17 protein-coding genes are annotated in these 17,399 nt (G+C 70.3%); 7 read left to right on the top strand and 10 right to left on the bottom strand.

What is annotated here, in order from left to right:
- Window positions 1–2: 2 nt before the first annotated feature.
- Together ON41_RS27245 and ON41_RS27240 are read right to left on the bottom strand one after the other, a co-directional pair.
- Window positions 3–494, bottom strand: a complete 492-nt coding sequence (locus ON41_RS27245; RefSeq protein ID WP_040750701.1) for a dihydrofolate reductase — start codon at window positions 492–494, stop codon at window positions 3–5.
- Entirely contained in the window at window positions 491–1,300 is an 810-nt protein-coding gene (locus tag ON41_RS27240) for a thymidylate synthase (RefSeq protein WP_040750699.1), read from the bottom strand. Before ON41_RS27240 ends, ON41_RS27245 begins: the two co-directional genes overlap by 4 nt.
- A gap of 77 nt (window positions 1,301–1,377) precedes the next feature.
- Here ON41_RS27240 and cobF point away from each other — a divergent pair, with 77 nt between their 5' ends.
- On the top strand, window positions 1,378–2,127 hold the full coding sequence (cobF, locus tag ON41_RS27235; protein WP_040750698.1) for a precorrin-6A synthase (deacetylating): 750 nt from the start codon (window positions 1,378–1,380) through the stop codon (window positions 2,125–2,127).
- Window positions 2,128–2,202: 75 nt separating this feature from the next.
- On the top strand, window positions 2,203–3,069 hold the full coding sequence (locus ON41_RS27230) for an Fpg/Nei family DNA glycosylase (protein WP_040750697.1): 867 nt from the start codon (window positions 2,203–2,205) through the stop codon (window positions 3,067–3,069).
- A gap of 10 nt (window positions 3,070–3,079) precedes the next feature.
- On the opposite strand, the gene ON41_RS27225 is transcribed toward ON41_RS27230, so the two are convergent.
- The 3 genes from ON41_RS27225 to pdxR are packed head-to-tail and all read right to left on the bottom strand — an operon-like array spanning window position 3,080 to window position 6,286.
- A complete protein-coding gene (locus ON41_RS27225) occupies window positions 3,080–4,594 on the bottom strand; it encodes a carboxylesterase/lipase family protein (RefSeq protein ID WP_040750696.1) in 1,515 nt (504 codons plus the stop codon).
- Window positions 4,595–4,610: 16 nt separating this feature from the next.
- A complete protein-coding gene (locus tag ON41_RS27220; protein ID WP_040750695.1) occupies window positions 4,611–4,856 on the bottom strand; it encodes a DUF2630 family protein in 246 nt (81 codons plus the stop codon).
- Between the two features lie 44 nt (window positions 4,857–4,900).
- Complete coding sequence (gene pdxR / locus ON41_RS27215) at window positions 4,901–6,286, bottom strand: MocR-like pyridoxine biosynthesis transcription factor PdxR (RefSeq protein WP_040750694.1); 1,386 nt, start codon at window positions 6,284–6,286, stop codon at window positions 4,901–4,903.
- A gap of 70 nt (window positions 6,287–6,356) precedes the next feature.
- On the opposite strand from pdxR, the gene ON41_RS27210 reads away from it, so the two are divergent.
- On the top strand, window positions 6,357–7,046 hold the full coding sequence (locus ON41_RS27210) for a pyridoxamine 5'-phosphate oxidase family protein (protein WP_040750693.1): 690 nt from the start codon (window positions 6,357–6,359) through the stop codon (window positions 7,044–7,046).
- Between the two features lie 4 nt (window positions 7,047–7,050).
- Here the strand turns inward: ON41_RS27210 and ON41_RS27205 are convergent, their stop codons facing one another.
- Both ON41_RS27205 and ON41_RS27200 read right to left on the bottom strand, forming a co-directional pair.
- The gene (locus ON41_RS27205) at window positions 7,051–8,283 is read right to left on the bottom strand and encodes a hypothetical protein (RefSeq protein ID WP_040750692.1); all 1,233 of its coding nucleotides are present in this window, start codon (window positions 8,281–8,283) and stop codon (window positions 7,051–7,053) included.
- Window positions 8,284–8,290: 7 nt separating this feature from the next.
- Complete coding sequence (locus ON41_RS27200; protein ID WP_174411366.1) at window positions 8,291–9,058, bottom strand: crotonase/enoyl-CoA hydratase family protein; 768 nt, start codon at window positions 9,056–9,058, stop codon at window positions 8,291–8,293.
- Window positions 9,059–9,151: 93 nt separating this feature from the next.
- Between ON41_RS27200 and ON41_RS27195 the strand changes: the two genes are divergently transcribed.
- Both ON41_RS27195 and ON41_RS27190 read left to right on the top strand, forming a co-directional pair.
- Window positions 9,152–9,748, top strand: a complete 597-nt coding sequence (locus ON41_RS27195) for a TetR/AcrR family transcriptional regulator (RefSeq protein ID WP_040750691.1) — start codon at window positions 9,152–9,154, stop codon at window positions 9,746–9,748.
- Window positions 9,749–9,759: 11 nt separating this feature from the next.
- Complete coding sequence (locus ON41_RS27190; RefSeq protein WP_040750690.1) at window positions 9,760–11,379, top strand: acyl-CoA dehydrogenase family protein; 1,620 nt, start codon at window positions 9,760–9,762, stop codon at window positions 11,377–11,379.
- Between the two features lie 7 nt (window positions 11,380–11,386).
- Here the strand turns inward: ON41_RS27190 and ON41_RS27185 are convergent, their stop codons facing one another.
- Window positions 11,387–12,232: a heme-binding protein gene (locus tag ON41_RS27185; protein WP_040750689.1), complete on the bottom strand. Its 846-nt coding sequence runs from the start codon at window positions 12,230–12,232 to the stop codon at window positions 11,387–11,389.
- A 156-nt stretch (window positions 12,233–12,388) separates the two neighbouring features.
- Entirely contained in the window at window positions 12,389–14,026 is a 1,638-nt protein-coding gene (gene pgi / locus ON41_RS27180; protein WP_040750688.1) for a glucose-6-phosphate isomerase, read from the bottom strand.
- A 71-nt stretch (window positions 14,027–14,097) separates the two neighbouring features.
- Between pgi and ON41_RS27175 the strand changes: the two genes are divergently transcribed.
- On the top strand, window positions 14,098–15,549 hold the full coding sequence (locus tag ON41_RS27175) for an NAD-dependent succinate-semialdehyde dehydrogenase (protein ID WP_040750687.1): 1,452 nt from the start codon (window positions 14,098–14,100) through the stop codon (window positions 15,547–15,549).
- An 89-nt stretch (window positions 15,550–15,638) separates the two neighbouring features.
- On the opposite strand, the gene ON41_RS27170 is transcribed toward ON41_RS27175, so the two are convergent.
- On the bottom strand, window positions 15,639–15,932 hold the full coding sequence (locus tag ON41_RS27170; RefSeq protein ID WP_040750686.1) for a chorismate mutase: 294 nt from the start codon (window positions 15,930–15,932) through the stop codon (window positions 15,639–15,641).
- A gap of 303 nt (window positions 15,933–16,235) precedes the next feature.
- On the opposite strand from ON41_RS27170, the gene ON41_RS27165 reads away from it, so the two are divergent.
- On the top strand, window positions 16,236–17,399 hold a 1,164-nt coding region (locus ON41_RS27165), incomplete at its 3' end, for an ATP-dependent helicase (protein ID WP_157185639.1).

The raw sequence follows: 17,399 nt of genomic DNA, 5'->3' as shown, positions 1-17,399 counted from the left end.
GCTCAGCGCACGTACCGCAGCCAGCGGTAACGCAATCCGGAGGTCGATTCGCGCCAGCCGCTGTCGCTGTCGACGCGCCACTCGGGGCCGACGGCCGGCGCGTAGGCGTCGCCCGCGACCCTGGTGTCCACCTCGGTCACGGCCAGTTCGGTCGCGTGATCCATTGCGGCCCGGTAGATTTCGCCGCCACCCATCACCCAGGCGGTGTCGGCGGCGGTGAGTTTCAGCGCCTCGTCCAGCGATCCGGCGCGTTCGGCGCCCGGGGCCGACCAGTCGAACTGCCGGGTGACGACGATATTGCGCCGTTCCGGCAGCGGGCGGAAGCGGGCGGGCAGCGAGTCCCAGGTGCGGCGACCCATGATCACCGGATGTCCCGCGGTCACCGTCTTGAAGTACGCCAGATCCTCGGGCACCCGCCACGGGATCGCGTTGTCCGCGCCGATGACACCGTCCGGCGTCTGTGCCCAGATGAGCCCGATGCTGGTGGGGCTCATACCGCGACCGGCGCCTTGATGGTCGGATGATGTTGGTAGCCGACGACTTCCACATCCTCGAAGGCGTAGTCGAACAGCGACGACGCCCGGCGCAGGCGCAGTTCGGGGAACGGGTAGGGCTCCCGGCTCAGCTGCTCGCGGACCTGGTCGAGGTGGTTGTCGTAGATGTGGCAGTCGCCGCCGGTCCAGACGAAGTCGCCGGGTTCCAGTCCGGCCTGCTGCGCGACCATGTGGGTGAGCAGCGCGTAGCTGGCGATATTGAACGGCACGCCCAGGAACAGGTCGGCGCTGCGCTGGTACAGCTGGCACGAGAGGCGGCCGCCGGCGACGTAGAACTGGAACAGCGCGTGGCACGGCGCGAGCGCCATCTTGTCCAGCTCGCCCACGTTCCAGGCCGAGACGATCATCCGCCGCGAATCCGGATCGGTGCGCAGCGTGGACAGGATCTGCGAGATCTGGTCGATGTGCGCGCCGTCGGGCGTCGGCCAGGAGCGCCACTGCACGCCGTACACCGGTCCGAGTTCGCCGGTCGGCCCGGCCCATTCGTCCCAGATCGTGACGCCGTTCTCGCGCAGCCACTCGACGTTGGAGTCGCCGCGCAGGAACCACAGCAACTCGTAGACGATCGATTTCAGGTGCACTCGTTTGGTGGTGACCAGCGGAAAACCGGCCGACAGGTCGTAGCGCAGCTGGTGGCCGAAGATGCTGCGGGTACCGGTGCCCGTGCGGTCCGCCTTGGGCGTTCCGGCGTCCAGTACCTGCCGCAGCAGGTCTTCGTACTGCGTGTCGGCCCGGTGGGAGTCCATGCCCATCGAGTCTACCGACGGGCCGGTCGCCCGGACCGGCACCCTGCGGGACATGGGCTGCTGGCAAGCTGGGCGACGTGCGGCAGCTCTATGTGATCGGAATCGGGGCGGGGGATCCGGCCCAGGTGACGGTGCAGGCCATCGAGGCCATGCGCCGGGTCGACGTCTTCTTCGTCATCGGCAAGGGAGACGCGAAACAGGAGCTGGTCGAGGTGCGTACGGCCATCCTCGCCGCGCACGTGGACCGGCCGTACCGGACGGTGGAGATCCCGGACCCGCCCCGCGACCGCGTCGTCGGCGACGCGACGTATCGCGGCGTCGTCGAGGACTGGCACGAGCGCCGCGCCGCGCTGCTGGAGGAGGCGTTCGCCGGGACCGAGGGCGTCGGCGGCATCCTGGTCTGGGGCGATCCGTCGCTGTACGACAGCACCCTGCGGATGGTGGAGCGGGTGATCGCGCGCGGCGCCCAGCGGTTCGACTACACCGTGATCCCCGGGGTCACGAGCGCGCAGGCGCTGGCCGCGCGGCATCGCATCGTCCTGCACGACATCGGCGAGCCCGTCCACATCACCACCGGCCGCCGCCTGCGGGAGGAAGGCGTCGCCCCGGGGGAGTCCACGCTGGTCATGCTGGACGGCGAGGCATCGTTCGGCACGGTCCCCGGCAACGATCTGCACATCTGGTGGGGCGCCTACCTGGGCATGCCGGACGAGACGCTGATCGAGGGCCCGCTGCGCGCGGTGGAGGATCGAATCATCCGGTGCCGCGACGACCTTCGCGCGCGAAAGGGCTGGATCATGGACATCTACCTGCTGCGTCGCGCCTGACCGTCCCTCGACCGGTTCAGCCGTCGGCAGTTCTCGATCCGCGAGGATGTCGGTGGGGGACGGTAGGCTGCGGGAGTGCCCGAGTTACCGGAGATCGTGGCGCTCGAGCGGTTCCTGGCCGAGCATGCGGTGGGCGCGGTTGTCGGGCGGGTGGATGTCGCCGCGCTGAGCGTGCTGAAGACATTCGACCCGCCGGTGACCGCGCTGTCCGGTCGTGACGTCACCGGGGCGGGGCACTGGGGTAAGCATCTGGGGCTGAACTGCGACGGCCTGTGGCTGATCACCCATCTGTCGAGGGGCGGCTGGCTGCGCTGGCTCGACGAACCCAGCCCCAACCCGCCCAAACCGGGCAAGGGCCCGCTCGCCCTGCGCGTGCACTTCTTCACCCCGGAGGGCGCCACCCCGGCCTTCGACCTCACCGAGGCGGGGACCAAGAAACGGCTGGCGGTCTGGGTCGTGGAAGATCCGAACGCGGTGCCGGGTATCGCGCGGCTGGGGCCGGATGCCCTGGAGATCACCGAGCAGCAGTTCGCCGACATTCTGGGCGGCACCTCGCAGCGGCTGAAGACGGCGCTCGCCGACCAGTCGCTGCTCGCCGGTATCGGCAACGCCTATTCCGACGAGATCCTGCACGTGGCCAAGCTGTCCCCGTTCGCCACCGCGGGCACCCTCGCCCCGGACAAGGTCGCGCAGCTCTACGAGGCCCTGCGCGCCGTTCTCACCGACGCGGTGCAGCGGTCCGTCGGCCAGGACGCCGCCCGCCTCAAGGGCGAGAAGCGCTCGGGGATGCGGGTGCACGCGCGGACCGGCCTCCCGTGCCCCGTCTGCGGCGACACCGTGCGCGAGGTCGCCTACGCCGACAAGTCCTTCCAGTACTGCCCCACCTGCCAGACCGGCGGCAAGATCCTCGCCGACCGCCGGATGTCCCGCCTGCTGAAGTAGTTTCGGCCGCTCATTGCAGGGCGGGGACCCGAACCCCTTCCCAGGCAAGGCGTTTCGCCTTCTCCGGATCCACCTCCACCCGCGCGGGGCTGTCGATGATCCGGGTGCTGCGCCGCTGCTCGGTGTACTCCGGCCAGGAGTCGAGCGGTCGTCCGGTGCGGGCGAAGGCGAGCCAGTTCTCCTGGAATTCGTCCTGCACCGCGCGGAATCCGCGATATCCGCCCGCCGCTGTGATGACCCTGCCCACCGGCGTGTCCACACCGCCGAACACCGGGATCAGGTCGAGTGCGTGCGTCGCCCCGAACCCGGCCAGTTGCGCCGCGCGCGGGGCGAAGTCGTAGCGATAGGCGTAGCAGGACGCATGCCTGCTGTGCCCCTCCAGCACCGCGACGGTCGGCCGCCAGAAGACGAAATCACCGCCCATCCGCACCGCCGTCTTCTTCGCCGGATAGCCGGGATAGGCTGCGATGACACGCTTTTCGAGATCCTCGCCACCGCAGCGGGCCAGCGCGGCGTGCAACTGGTCCGGGGTCGTCGGCAGCGTCCGGTCGAAGCGCTGGAACAGCGTGCCCTCGTCGCGATTGGTGCCGATGATCAGCGGCACCGCGTGGGCGCTGCCGTCCGCGAATGCCTCGATGGGCGCCTTCGGCAGGTAGTCGCCGTCGACGACCGGGGCGGCCGGGAAGCTTCCCGGCTGCTCCCACAGCACCGTGCCGATCGTGCGGTCGACACTCTTGCGAATATCGTTGGCGCTCAATGTGGTCAGCGCGGCCGGGGCGTCCTCCGGCGCGATATCGAGCTTCTCCAGGCAGCTGCGGGCGAAGTAACGCGCCTCCGCGGTGGTCATGGACCAGTCCGCGGGCGCGCTCTGCGCGATGCCTCGATGGAACAGCCCCGCCGCGGCGGGTGTCGCCAGCAGGCTCACCACCGCGTGCGCGCCCGCCGATTCGCCGAAAATGGTGACGTTGCCGGGATCTCCGCCGAACGCCCCGATATTGCGCCGCACCCACTCCAGCGCCGCGACCTGATCACGCAGACCGAGGTTGGAGTCGAAAGGTCTTTCCGGAGTGGAGAATTCACTGAAGTCGACGTACCCGAATGCGCCCAGCCGGTAGTTCATCGACACCACGATCACGTCGCCACGCACCGCGAGCCGGGCCCCGGAGTACAGCCCGAGGGCGGAGGTGCCCAGGACGTACCCGCCGCCGTGGATGAACACCATGACCGGCCGCGGCGCCGACGACGGCGCGGCCGGGGCCGTGACGTTCAGCGTCAGGCAGTCCTCGCCGGTCGCCTGCGACTGCCGGGGGCCGATGCGCGCTCCGTCCCGATGCTGCATGGCGGCGAGTCCGAAATCGGTGGCTTCGCGCACGCCGGGCCAGGGTCGCACCGGTTGTGGTGCGCGGAATCGCAGGTCCCCGACCGGGGGAGCGGCGTAGGGAATGGACCGCCAGCGCAGAACGCGGCGGCCACGACGACCGCGGACGATGCCGTCGGCGGTCGTGATGTCGATCGTTGCCACCATCCATGGATGGTAGCCGTTACTGCAGGTAACCCTCGACCTGCTTGGCGGAGTTGGCCTGCGCCTCGTCCGGATTGTCACCGCGGTCGGCACTGGCCCGCCGCTGCCGCAGCAGGTCCCAGCACTGGTCCAGCATCACCTCGAGATCGGCCAGCTGGGCGCGCTCGTGCTCCGGATCGAGCGCCCCGCTCGTGGCCTTCGAGCGCAGCTGATGCTCACGATCCACCAGGTCCTTGATGCGCGCGAGGATGTCCTGTTCGGTCATGGGTCCCATGCTACGACGGTCCGGCGGCAGCCCGCCCGCAATCCTCACCGGGCCCGGTCGTTCCCCGTCATGCATTCGCCGGCGATGCGGACGGCATCCGCCAGATCGGCCCGGGGCGGCGCGGAATATCCGAGCGGTATGCCGAAATGGTGGCGTTCGCCGAGGTAGTGGCGGCCCAGGGCGTCGAGGAGGACGCCGCGGCGGTGGGCTTCGGCGATCACCGCGTCCTCCTCGGCCGCCGACGGCAGGGGCACCAGGACATGGGATCCGGCGTCGTCGCCCCGCACCTCGAGCCCCCGCCCGGACAGCTCCGCGACGACCAGCGACCGCCGATCCGCCATCTCGCGGCGCAGCCGGCGCAGGTGGCGGGCCAGATCGCCGTGCCGCGCCAGCTCGACGACGACCTGCTGCCCGGCGGGGGCGGGTCCGGTGCCGGTCGACTCGCGCACCGCCGTCACCGCGTGCGCGATCTCGGGCACCGCGACCAGCCAGCCGGCGCCGAGCGTCGGGGTGAGGATCTTCGACGTGGTGCCCAGATGCACCACGACATCCGGGGCGAGGGCGGCCAGCAGGGGCAGGGGAGCCGTGTCGTACCGCAGTTCGCCGTCGTAGTCGTCCTCCAGGACGAGGGTTCCGGTGCGGCGGGCGAATTCGATCAGCTCCACCCGCCTGCTCGCGGGCATCCGGGCGCCGAGCGGAAACTGGTGTGCGGGAGTGCAATACACCGCGCGGACGTCGGGCGGTATCAGGTCCACCCGCAATCCCTGGGCATCGACGGGCACCGGCAGCAGCCGCACGCCCGCCGCCCGGAACGCGCCCACCGCGCGCTGGTAGCAGGGGTCCTCCATCGCCACCACATCGCCGGGGCGCAGCAGCGCGGCGGCGAGTTCGCCTACGGCGGAGCTGGTTCCCGAGGTCGCGAGCACCACGGTATCGCTCGTGGCGGCGAGGCCGCGGTGCCGCAGCAGATGCTCGGCGACCACGGTCCGGTAGTCGGCGTCGCCGCGCCTGTCCTTGCGCACCAGGGGAATTCGATCGGAGGCCGACCGCCACGCCCGCCGCCACGCCGCCCGGTCTATCGCCTCCGTGCAGGGTGCGCCGGGCGCGAGATCGTAATGGGGAGAGCTTATTTCGCTGTCCGCGATGGCGGTGGAGTGTTCCGGCGCGGAGGCGGGTGAGGCCGTGAGGAAGGTGCCCGAGCCGTGCCTGCCGGTCAGCCAGCCCTCGGCGTGCAGCTGGTCGTAGGCGGCGGTGACGACCGTGCGGCTGACCCCGAGGCGGATCGCGAGCGCGCGGGAGGACGGCAGCCGGTCACCGCCGCGCAGCCGCCCGTCGGTGGCCGCGGCGCGCAGCTCGTCGGCGACCTGGACGGCCAGCGGGCGGGGCGCGTCGCGGTCGATGGCGAGCGGCAGCTCGTCCGGATCGGTCATCAAAGTGGTATTCCGTTCTTGCGGCGAATTGGCCATTTCATAATGCCATTGACCGGGACATGCTGGTGCTATGACCGAGTCAGCCTCCGCCCGGACCCCGCTCTCGCCGACGTCGCGCAGCGCCCTCACCCGCTACCGGGACCGCGCCGCCACCGACCGCGCCGCCCTGGACGCGATCCTCGACGCCGGTCTGGTGTGCCACCTCGGCGTGCTGCTGCACGGCGCGCCGGTGGTCCTGCCCACCACCTACGGCCGCGACGGCGACACCCTCTACCTGCACGGATCCACCGGCGCCGGCAATCTGCGGGCCGCGCTCGCGGCGGGCGTCTCGGTGGCCGTCACGCACCTCGACGGCATCGTCTACGCCCGGTCGGCCATGCATTTCTCGATGAACTACCGCTCGGCGGTGATCCACGGCCGTGCGGTCGAGGTCACCGACCACGAGGAGCGCCTGCACGGCCTGCGTGCCGTGGTCGAACACGCCGCCCCCGGCTCCTGGGACCACGTCCGTCCCCCGACGAAAAAGGAACTGGCCGCCACCACGGTCCTCGCCCTCGACCTCACCGAAGCCTCCGTCAAGACCCGCTCCGGCCACCCCTCCGACGACGCCGAGGATATGACCAGCCAGGCATGGGCGGGCGTCCTCCCCGTCCGCCAGATCTTCGACGCCCCCATCCCCTCCCACGACCTCGCCCCCGGCATCGACATCCCAGCCCACGTCAGTTCTCGCGTCGATGCCCCGGTTCCCGCTACTCCCTAGACCACTACCAAGCGGTGTGGGGGAGGTCCAAAGTGTTGAGGGTGGTGGAGGCGAGGTCGGTGAGGGATTGGCGGGTGGGGAGGTGGTCGGGGGTTAGGGAGATGAGGGCGAGGGTGTAGGTGTGGGGGGTGCGGGAGAGGTAGGCGGAGAGGTGGGTTCGGGGGAGGTGGGTGGGGAGTAGGCCGGGGTGGATGGCTCGGGCGGCGACTCCGGTGCAGGTGTGGGGGCCGAGGTGGGCCAGGGATGGGGGGAGGGGCCCGATGTTGGAGCACAGGATGTCTCGTTCGCCCGCGCCTCGGGAGAGGCGGTGGGCGAGGCGGGTGGGAAGGACCTGGAGTAGTTCCTCGGGCATTCCGGCCGGGGCGGACATGCGGTGTTCGTAGGCGGCGCGGCATTTCTCGCGCAGGGTGGCGGGGGTGTCGGCGCGGGTGACGACGACCTCCGTCATCGCCATATCGTTGTCCACCCGCGGTTCGGCGCGCGTATCGACGGGGACGCTGGCAGTGAGGGTCTCGCCCGGGAAACCACTGTCCCACAGCATCTTCGCGGTCAGATGGACGAACAGGCTGTTGGCGGTGCCGCCGTGCCCGGCGCCGACCAGGTCCCAGTCGGCCGCGGGAATCTGCAGCACCGCACCACAGGTCGCACGCTCGGCGGTGACGGGAGCGCGCGTATCGGGCACCGCCGGGCGCGCGGGGACGCCGTGCCGCAACGCGCGCGCGGTCCCGCCCAGCACCGTCGCCCACTGCTTGCGCGCATCACCCCAATCCGATTGCGGCGCAGGGTCTTCGGAGGCGGCGGTGCCCGACAGCGCGTGGTCGATCGCGATCGTCAGCCCGCGTCCGTCGGCGAGGGCGTGCGAGCACGTCAGGGAGATCACCGACCCGCCGTCGTCCAGCGGGGCGGCCGCCAGCCGCCAGCCCGGCCCGAACTCCGGGTCGAGGTCGAAACCCTGCCCGTCCGCCCAGTTCAGCAGCTCCGCGGCGGGGATCGGGCGTTCGGCGATCCGCAGCGGATGCGCCGACCTGGTCGCCCGCCAGCACGGCCGCGCCCCCGGGACCCGCGACCTGACCACCCGCCGCCCCAGCGGCCCGTCCCGCAGCGCCGCGTGCACCTCCGCGAGCAGCTCCGGCCGCACCCGATCGGCCGTCCGCCACAACCCTTGCAGCGCAATGGGAGTCCCCATGCCGCGGTGGGTGCGCAGGAAGATCTCGTCGACCACGCTGAGCCGGTTCATCGCGCCGTTACTCCGGGCTCCCGTGCCGCCCCGCGCCCGAAGCGAATCGCTGCGCCCCCGCGAGTGCTCCTTCGGCATCCGACAGCGCGGTCAGGCCATGGCGGAACTCGTTGGCGACGGCGGCCTCCTCGTCCAGGCCCCACTGCTCCAGCGCCGACATCCGGTCCGACCGCAGGCAGGTCTGCGGCAGGGCCGCCAGCTCCGCGGCCAGCTGCTCCGCGGCGCGGCGGGATTCGCCGGTCGGCACGACCCGGTTCACCAGCCCCATCTGCAACGCCTCGGTGGCGCCCACCGCGCGGCCGGTGAGGATCATGTCCATCGCCCGCCCGTCGCCGACGATGCGCGGCAGCCGCACCGTGCCGCCGTCGATGAGCGGAACGCCCCAGCGGCGGCAGAACACCCCGAAGGTGCTGTCCTGCTCGGCGATTCGCAGGTCGGCCCACAGCGCCAGCTCCAGCCCGCCGGCCACCGCGTACCCGGCGACCGCCGCGATCACCGGCTTGGACAGCCGCATCCGGGTCGGGCCCATCGGGCCGTCGCCATCGGTGTCGACGCGGTTGGAGCGCTCGGTCCCGAGCGATTTCAGGTCCGCTCCGGCGCAGAACGTGCCGCCCGCACCCCACAGCACGGCCGCGGCGGCATCCGGATCGGCGTCGAACTCCCGGAACGCCTCCGCCAGGGCCTGGGCGGTCGGCCCGTCGACCGCGTTGCGGGCCTCCGGCCGGTCCAGAATCACGGTGAATACCTGGCCGCTGCGTTCGATGCGCACGGTCACGATCGGGCCTCCGTCTTTCGCTGTTCGCTTGCCCCGATTCGAGCAGGCGCGGTCCCCTTGCGTCAAGAAATGAATCCGTGATTCACTTCTTGCATGGCCTACCGCAGAACGCCGGCCGTGCAGGCCCGCCTCGACGCGCAGGCCGGCGCGATCGTGCACGCCGCCGCCCGGGTGCTGTCCGAGCGGGGTTTCGCGGGCCTGTCCATGGCGGTGGTCGCCGCCGAGGCGGGCGTGGCCACCGGCACCGTCTACAAGACCTTCAGCGGTAAGGCCGAGCTGGTCACGGCCGTCTTCCGGGATGTCGTCACCCGGGAAGTGGCGGCGGTGGCCGCGGCAGGCGCCGAGGGCAGCGCCGTGCAGCGCGTGACCGCCGCGGTGGAGACCTTCGCCGGTCGCGCGCTGAAGAATCCGAAACTGGCCTACGTGCTGCTCGCGGAACCGGTCGACGCGGCCGTGGACACCGAGCGGCTGCGATTCCGCCGCGCCTTCGCCGACACCTTCGAATCGGCGGTCGCCGAGGGCGTCGCCAACGGTCAACTGCCGCCGCAGAATCCGCGTATCAGCGCCGCCGCTCTGGTCGGCGCCATCGGTGAGGTCCTGGTCGGGCCGCTCGCCGAGGCGCTGCAGAGCGAGTCGGTGGTACCCGAACTCGTCACCTTCGCCCTGCGCGCCCTGGGTCTGCACGAATAGGAGAGTCCCGCATGCCCACTCACGAAGTGTTCAACCAGGTTCCGAACATCGTCCCGTTCGACTTCTCCCGCAATCCGGCCCTGCTCGAGGGTCTGCACCGCGAGGGCGCGGGCTGGGCGGAGGCCGAGGTGCGGGAGCTGGGCGCGCTGGCGGGCGGCGCCGAGGCGCAGGAATGGGGCCGCCTCGCCAACGACAACCCGCCGGTGCTGCACACCCACGACCGCTACGGCCACCGCGTCGACGAGGTCGAATTCCATCCCTACTGGCACGAGCTGATGAAGGTCGCGGTCGCGCACGGCCTGCACGGCGCGCCCTGGCTCGACGAGCGGCCGGGCGCGCACACCGCCCGCGCGGCGAAGTTCTACACCTGGGGCATGGCCGACGCGGGCCACATGTGCCCGATCTCGATGACCTACGCGGTGGTCCCCGCGCTGCGCCACAACCGCGAGCTGGCCGCCCGGTTCGAACCGCTCCTCGGTTCGCGCGCCTACGATTTCGGCCTGCGCGAACCATCCACCAAGGCGGGCCTGATCGCCGGCATGTCGATGACCGAGAAGCAGGGCGGCTCCGATGTGCGGGCCAATACCACCACGGCCACACCGCAATCCGACGGCACCTACCGCATCGTCGGCCACAAGTGGTTCACCTCGGCGCCGATGTCGGATATGTTCCTCACCCTCGCCCAGGCGCCCGGCGGGCTGTCCTGCTTCCTGCTGCCGCGCGTCCTGCCCGACGGCACCCGCAATCCGCTACGGCTGCAGCGGCTCAAGGACAAACTCGGCAACAAGTCCAACGCCTCCTCGGAGATCGAATACGAGAACGCGGTGGGCTGGCTGGTCGGCGCGGAGGGCGCCGGGGTGAAGACCATCATCGAGATGGTGAACATGACCCGCTTGGACTGCGTGATCGGCTCGGCCACCGGTATGCGCGCCGGTCTCGTCCATGCCGTGCACCATGCCCGGTATCGAGAGGTGTTCGGCGCCAAGCTGATCGACCAGCCCGCCATGCGCAATGTGCTCGCCGACCTGACCATCGAGTCCGACGCGGCGACCACCGTGATGATGCGGCTGGCCGGGGCCACCGACCGCGCCACGTCCGATCCGGCGGAGGCGGCGCTGCGGCGCATCGCGCTGGCGGTCACCAAGTACTGGGTCTGCAAGCGGGCGCCCGTGCACGCCGCCGAGGCGCTGGAATGCCTGGGCGGCAACGGATATGTCGAGGAGTCGGGCATGCCCCGGCTGTATCGCGAGGCCCCGCTGATGTCGATCTGGGAGGGCTCCGGCAATGTGGCGGCGCTGGACGCGTTGCGCGCCATGGGCCGTCAGCCCGAGACCGTCGAGGCCTACTTCACCGAGGTGTCCCTCGCTCGCGGTGGAAACCACCACCTCGACGACGCGATCGACCGCATCGGCAAGGAACTCACCGACCTGTCCGATATCGAGTACCGGGGCCGGCGCGTCGTCGAGTTGATGGCGCTGGTGCTGCAAGGCGCGCAACTGGTCCGCCACGGCCACGCCGCCGTGGCGGATGCCTTCTGCGCCACCAGGTTCGGGGGCGACTGGGGTATCGCCTTCGGTACCCTGCCCACCGGCGTCGACACCGACGCCATCCTGGAGCGTGCCTACGTCTGACGACGCGCTATTGCTTGACGAGCGTCCCGACCTGGATATGGGGCCAGTCGATCGGCACCGCCGGGTCGGGGTTCGGTCCCGCCGGAAAGCGCAGGATCGAGTGCTGGCTGTACTGCAATTGCAGGGTTTCGGTGCCGTCCGGGCGCTGGATCGTCTCGATCCACAGGATGGCGCGCAGGGTGGTCGCGTTCGCGTTGGCCGTGACGAAGCCGATGTTGCGGATGTCGCCGGGGCCGGTCCGCACGCTCAGCGTCGTAGTGTGCACGACGGTCTGCTCCTTGAGCACCTGGCGGAGCAGGGCGGCCGGATTGCGCAGCGCCTCGTCCGGAATGCCCGGCGGCAGCACGGTTCCGGGCGGCGGGAAATACCCTTCGCCGAACGGGAATCCGGGCGGCGTGGATTCCAGCGGCGGAATCTCCGGCGCGCCCGGCACATCGGCCACGGGTGCGCCCTGCGCCAGGAACGAATCGCCGTGCGGGATGGTGCCCATGCGCACGACGGTCGGGCCCGCCTGGGGCGCCGAGGTCGGCGGCACGAACAGCCACATGCCGTTCTCCACGTGCAGCGACTCCGCGGTCTGGGCCGAGGAGATCTGCTGTAGATAGCGCACCCCGCGAAAGACGATGTCGTCCTGGACGTTTCCGCGGTTCAGGATGGGTGCGCCGATCTCGGTGAACGTCAGCGTCTCGTGGGTGGCGTCGAGCCGGAGCCGGAACGGCGCGCCACCCTCGTGGTCGGGCAGTTCGGCGAGGCTGAACCCGGTTCCCATCCAGGTCCCGGGCAGGTTCTGCAACGGTCCCAGATCGGTGAGCGAGGCGGATTCGGGCGCGGCGGCACGAAAGACGATGGACATGGTCCCTCCCGATGAGAATTCCTCCCGCGTACGTGTCTACGCCGCGGGAAGGGACCATGCATGCCCCTAATTCCCCCACCGGGGAACTCGGTGCTACGCCGGGGACCGGGTGTCCTGCCGGAACCTCGTGCTACGCCGGGGAACCAGGTGCCGTTTCTACCGTTGTGCTCGATACCACCTGATCAGGGCGTCGGTCGACGAATCCGACTGCGGCGCTGGGTCTTCGGCGGCGGTGAGCAGCGGCTCCACCGCCAGAGCCTGCTGCTTGCCGAGTTCCACGCCCCACTGGTCGAAGCTGTCGATGCCCCAGACGGCGCCCTCGACGAAGACCTGGTGTTCGTACAGGGCGATGAGCTGCCCGACCACCGAGGGGGTGAGCCGCGGCGCGAGGATGGCGGTGGTGGGCCGGTTACCCGGCATCACCTTGTGCGGCACCAGATTCGGGTCCGTGCCCTCGGCGGCGATCTCCTCGGCGGATTTGCCGAAGGCGAGCACCTTGGTCTGCGCGAACAGGTTGCTCATCAGGATGTCGTGCATGCTGCCGGTGCCGTCGCGGGTCGGCAGATCGTCGGTGGGCCGGGCGAATCCGATGAAATCGGCGGGTATCAGCCGGGTGCCCTGATGCAGCAGCTGATAGAAGGCGTGCTGACCGTTGGTGCCGGGCTCGCCCCAGAAGATCTCGCCGGTGGAGGTGGAGACGGGGGTGCCGTCGGCGCGCACCGACTTCCCGTTGGACTCCATCGTCAGCTGCTGCAGATAGGCGGGGAAGCGACTCAGATCGTTCGAATACGGCAGCACCGCACGGGATTCCGCGCCGAAGAAGTTCGAGTACCAGACCCCGATCAGGCCGAGCAGCACCGGCGCGTTGGCCGCCAGGGGAGCGGTCCGGAAGTGCTCGTCGACGCTGTGCATACCGGCGAGAAATTCGGCGAACCGTTCCTTGCCGACGGTCGCCATCACCGACAGCCCGATCGCCGAATCGACCGAATAACGCCCGCCGACCCAGTCCCAGAAGCCGAACATGTTCGCGGTGTCGATACCGAACGCCGAGACCCGCTCGGCATTGGTGGACACCGCGACGAAATGCTTGGCGACCGCGTCCTCGCCCAGGGCCGCGACCAGCCAGCGGCGCGCGGCGGTCGCGTTGGTCAGCGTCTCCAGCGTGGAGAACGTCTTGGACGCCACGATGAACAGCGTGGTCGCCGGATCGAGGCCGTCGAGTTTCGCGGTCAGGTCGGCCGGATCGATATTGGAGACGAACCGGGCGGAGATCCCGGCGTCGGCGTAGTGCCGCAGCGCCTGGTGCACCATGACCGGCCCCAGATCGGAACCGCCGATCCCGATGTTCACCACCGTCGCGATGCTCTCGCCGGTGGCGCCGCGCCACTGCCCGGAGCGCAGCGCGTCGCTGAACTCGCCCATCCGGCGCAGCACCTCGTGCACCTCGGCGCCCGCGTCCGCGCCGTCGATGGTCATCGACGCGCCCTCCGGCAGCCGCAGCGCGACATGCCCGACCGCGCGGTCCTCGGAGGTGTTGATGTGGTCGCCGCGGAACATCGCGTCGCGCCGCTGCGGCACCCCGGCCGCCTCGGCCAATTCGACCAGCAGGTCGAGGGTTTCGCGCGTCACGCGGTGCTTGCTGTAGTCGATGTGCAGATCGCCGACCTCGACGGTCAGCTCCCGCCCGCGCTCCGGGTCGTCGGCGAAGAGGTCACGCAGATGCCGGTCGGCGACGGCCGAATGGTGATCGCGCAGTTTCCGCCAGGCCGCCGTCGCGGTGATGTCGCTGCTCACACTCGCCGAGGTTACTTGCCGCCGCGCCGACTCGCAGGTAGCCCCGCGCGGGCAGGCATAGGCTTGGGTCCATGGTGTCCGAACGTGAACTCCTTGAGTCCGTACCCACACAGCTCTGGATCGGCGGGCCGGTGGATGCCACCGGCGGCGCGACGTTCCCGGTCGAGAATCCGGCCACGGGCGAGCCGCTGACCCACGTCGCCGACGCCGCCCCGGCGGACGCCCTGCGCGCCCTGGACGCCGCGGTCGCGGTCCAGGACGAGTGGGCCGCCACCGCCGCCCGCGAGCGCGCGGAGATCCTGCGGGCGGTGTACGACCGCATCGTCGAACGCACCGAAGATTTCGCCCTGCTGATGACCCTGGAGATGGGCAAGGCCCTGCAGGAGAGCCGCAACGAGGTCCGCTACGGCGCGGAGTTCTTCCGCTGGTTCAGCGAGGAGGCCGCCCGCATCCACGGCCGCTACCAGACCGCGCCCACGGGGACCGGCCGCATCGTGGTGCACAAGCAGCCGGTCGGTCCCTGCCTGGCGATCACGCCGTGGAACTTCCCGCTCGCCATGGGTACGCGCAAGATCGGCCCCGCGCTGGCGGCGGGCTGCACCATGATCGTGAAACCGGCCTCCGCGACCCCGCTGACCATGCTGCTGCTGGCCCGGCTGTGCGCCGAGGCGGGCCTGCCCGAGGGCGTGCTGTCGGTCATCACCAGCAGCCACTCCGGCGCGGTGACCGAACCCCTGCTCACCGACCCCCGGCTGCGCAAGCTGACCTTCACCGGTTCCACCGAGGTCGGGAAGACGCTGGTGGAGAAGTCCGCGCACGGCCTGCTGCGCACCTCGATGGAACTGGGCGGCAACGCGCCCTTCGTGGTGTTCGAGGACGCCGACGTCGATGCCGCGGTCTCCGGCGCCATGCTGGCCAAGCTGCGCAACGGCGGCGAGGCGTGCACCGCGGCCAACCGGTTCCACGTGCACAACTCCGTGCGCGCGGAGTTCACCGACAAATTCGTCGCGGCCATGCAGGAGGTCAAGCTCGGTCCCGGTAGCGATCCGTCCAGCACGCTGGGCCCGCTGATCAACCAGGACCAGCTCGACACCGTCACCGAGCTGGTCGACGACGCGGTGGCCAAGGGCGCCGAGGTCCGCATCGGCGGTAAGGCCCCCGGCGGGCAGGGGTACTACTACCCGGCGACGATCCTGTCCGACGTTCCCGAGGCCGCGCGCATCCTGCGCGAGGAGGTGTTCGGCCCGGTCGCCCCGATCATCGGCTTCGATACCGAGGAGGAGGGGCTGGCCGCCGCCAACGACACCGAATTCGGCCTGGTCGCCTACGCCTACACCCGCGATCTCGATCGCGCCCTGCGCATCGCCGAGGGCCTGGAATCCGGCATGGTCGGCATCAACCGCGGCGTCATCTCCGACCCCGCCGCCCCCTTCGGCGGCGTCAAGGCCTCCGGATTCGGCCGCGAGGGCGGTTTCGAGGGCATCGACGAGTACCTGTCCACGAAGTACATCGCCCTTCCGTAAGAATCGAAGGGACCGAAAAGACAACCGCCCCGGGACAACGTCACCGGGGCGGTTTCAGGGAAGCGGCGGGCGAGCTGCCGCGTGTGGTCTCAGTGGCCGAGCCGGCCGCGTCCCAGGCGCAGCAGCAGCATGGCGAGGGTGTGACCCTCCTGGCCGAGTTCGCTGAATCTCTCGAGCACCTTCATCTCCCGGGAGTGCACGAGCCGCGGGCCGCCGTTGGCCATCCGCGTGCGGCCGATGATGCGCGAGACCTCGGTACGGCGCTTGATGGCGGCAAGGATCTCGGCGTCGAGCCGGTCGATCTCCTTGCGGAGCTTCTCGATCTCCGCCTCGCTGCTGGGCAGTGCGGCGTCCGACCCGGTCTCGGTAGTAGAGGTACTCATACTTCTTCTCCTCGTGTCAGAACTTCGATCGGCTGGCGGCCCCACCCCGTTACCAATCGGTTCTTCCACCGTGAAACAAGCCCGGTGGGCCTTTCATTGTCCCCCCGTCGAACATACGCGCTCAGGTGCACGGTCGGTGACCACGATAGCCAGTGATCCGCGGGGTAGCAGAGCAGGCGGGAGCGCTGGTCATGTGGCCAGTCTGCCACGGGCCCGAAAGTGTGCCAAACGATCCTTCCCAGTGGCGCGGACACGGCCGCCGGACTACAGGTTGTCGGTGCCCGCCGGTAGCGTGGATGGACGATGGAGACGACGGTGGCTGACACGACACGTTCCGCTTCGGAACCGGCAGGTTCGCAACTCCCCGAGCAGATCCGGGGGGACAGGCAGAATCGGGCCGATCACCTACTCGAGGGGTTGAATCCGCAGCAGCGGGCTGCTGTGGTGCACACCGGGTCGCCGCTGCTCATCGTCGCCGGCGCGGGATCGGGCAAGACGGCCGTGCTCACCCGCCGCATCGCCTACCTGCTGGACGCCCGCGGCGTCACGCCGGGCCAGGTGCTGGCCATCACCTTCACCAACAAGGCCGCCGCCGAGATGCGCGAGCGCGTTGCCGGGCTGATCGGCCCGCGCGCGGCCAGTATGTGGGTGTCGACGTTCCACTCGAGCTGCGTGCGCATCCTGCGCACCCAGGCCGCGCTGCTGCCGGGCCTGAACTCGAACTTCTCCATCTACGACGCCGACGATTCCCGCCGCCTGCTGGCGATGATCATCCGCGATATGGACCTGGACGCGAAGAAGTACTCCCCGCGCCTGCTGGCCACCGCCATCTCCACGCTCAAGAACGAGCTCACCGACCCCGAAACGGCCGCGGCCGACGCGGAATCCGACGAGAGCGAACTGCCCGGCATCGTCGCGCAGGTGTACACCGAGTACCAGCGCCGGCTGCGCGCCGCCAACGCCATGGACTTCGACGATCTGATCGGCGAGACGGTGGCGCTGCTGCAACATCACCCGCAGGTCGCCGAGTACTACCGCCGCCGGTTCCGGCACGTCCTGGTGGACGAGTACCAGGACACCAACCACGCGCAGTACGTGCTGATCCGGGAGCTGGTCGGCCACCACGTCGCCGCCGATCTGGACGATGCCGACGCGGGCGCCTCGGCCGCCGATCCGGAATTCGCGCCGGTCCGCCGCGAGGACGCGGTACCGCCCAGCGAACTGTGCGTGGTGGGCGACGCCGACCAGTCCATCTACGCCTTCCGCGGCGCCACCATCCGCAATATCGAGGAGTTCGAGCGCGATTTCCCCGACGCGGAAACGATTCTGCTGGAACAGAACTACCGCTCCACCCAGCACATCCTCTCCGCCGCCAACTCGCTGATCTCCAAGAACGAGGGCCGCCGCGAGAAGAAGCTGTGGACGGATTCGGGCGAGGGCGACCTGATCGTCGGCTACGTCGCGGAC

Source organism: Nocardia transvalensis NBRC 15921 (assembly GCF_000308875.1).
In the GTDB taxonomy this organism is placed as follows: domain Bacteria; phylum Actinomycetota; class Actinomycetes; order Mycobacteriales; family Mycobacteriaceae; genus Nocardia; species Nocardia transvalensis.
Note: the sequence above shows the minus strand (reverse complement) of the source record. Positions and strands in the feature narration are given on the sequence as shown.

Excerpts from the sequence above, each read along its gene's own strand:
- ON41_RS27220 (WP_040750695.1), bottom strand. The coding sequence starts at position 4,856 with ATGACCGAACAGGACATCCTCGCGCGCATCAAGGACCTGGTGGATCGT.
- ON41_RS27240 (WP_040750699.1), bottom strand. The coding sequence starts at position 1,300 with ATGGACTCCCACCGGGCCGACACGCAGTACGAAGACCTGCTGCGGCAG.
- pdxR (WP_040750694.1), bottom strand. The coding sequence starts at position 6,286 with ATGACCGATCCGGACGAGCTGCCGCTCGCCATCGACCGCGACGCGCCC.
- ON41_RS27225 (WP_040750696.1), bottom strand. The coding sequence starts at position 4,594 with ATGGTGGCAACGATCGACATCACGACCGCCGACGGCATCGTCCGCGGT.
- ON41_RS27245 (WP_040750701.1), bottom strand. The coding sequence starts at position 494 with ATGAGCCCCACCAGCATCGGGCTCATCTGGGCACAGACGCCGGACGGT.
- ON41_RS27205 (WP_040750692.1), bottom strand. The coding sequence starts at position 8,283 with ATGAACCGGCTCAGCGTGGTCGACGAGATCTTCCTGCGCACCCACCGC.
- ON41_RS27170 (WP_040750686.1), bottom strand. The coding sequence starts at position 15,932 with ATGAGTACCTCTACTACCGAGACCGGGTCGGACGCCGCACTGCCCAGC.
- ON41_RS27175 (WP_040750687.1), top strand. The coding sequence starts at position 14,098 with ATGGTGTCCGAACGTGAACTCCTTGAGTCCGTACCCACACAGCTCTGG.
- ON41_RS27190 (WP_040750690.1), top strand. The coding sequence starts at position 9,760 with ATGCCCACTCACGAAGTGTTCAACCAGGTTCCGAACATCGTCCCGTTC.
- ON41_RS27210 (WP_040750693.1), top strand. The coding sequence starts at position 6,357 with ATGACCGAGTCAGCCTCCGCCCGGACCCCGCTCTCGCCGACGTCGCGC.
- ON41_RS27185 (WP_040750689.1), bottom strand. The coding sequence starts at position 12,232 with ATGTCCATCGTCTTTCGTGCCGCCGCGCCCGAATCCGCCTCGCTCACC.
- ON41_RS27195 (WP_040750691.1), top strand. The coding sequence starts at position 9,152 with ATGGCCTACCGCAGAACGCCGGCCGTGCAGGCCCGCCTCGACGCGCAG.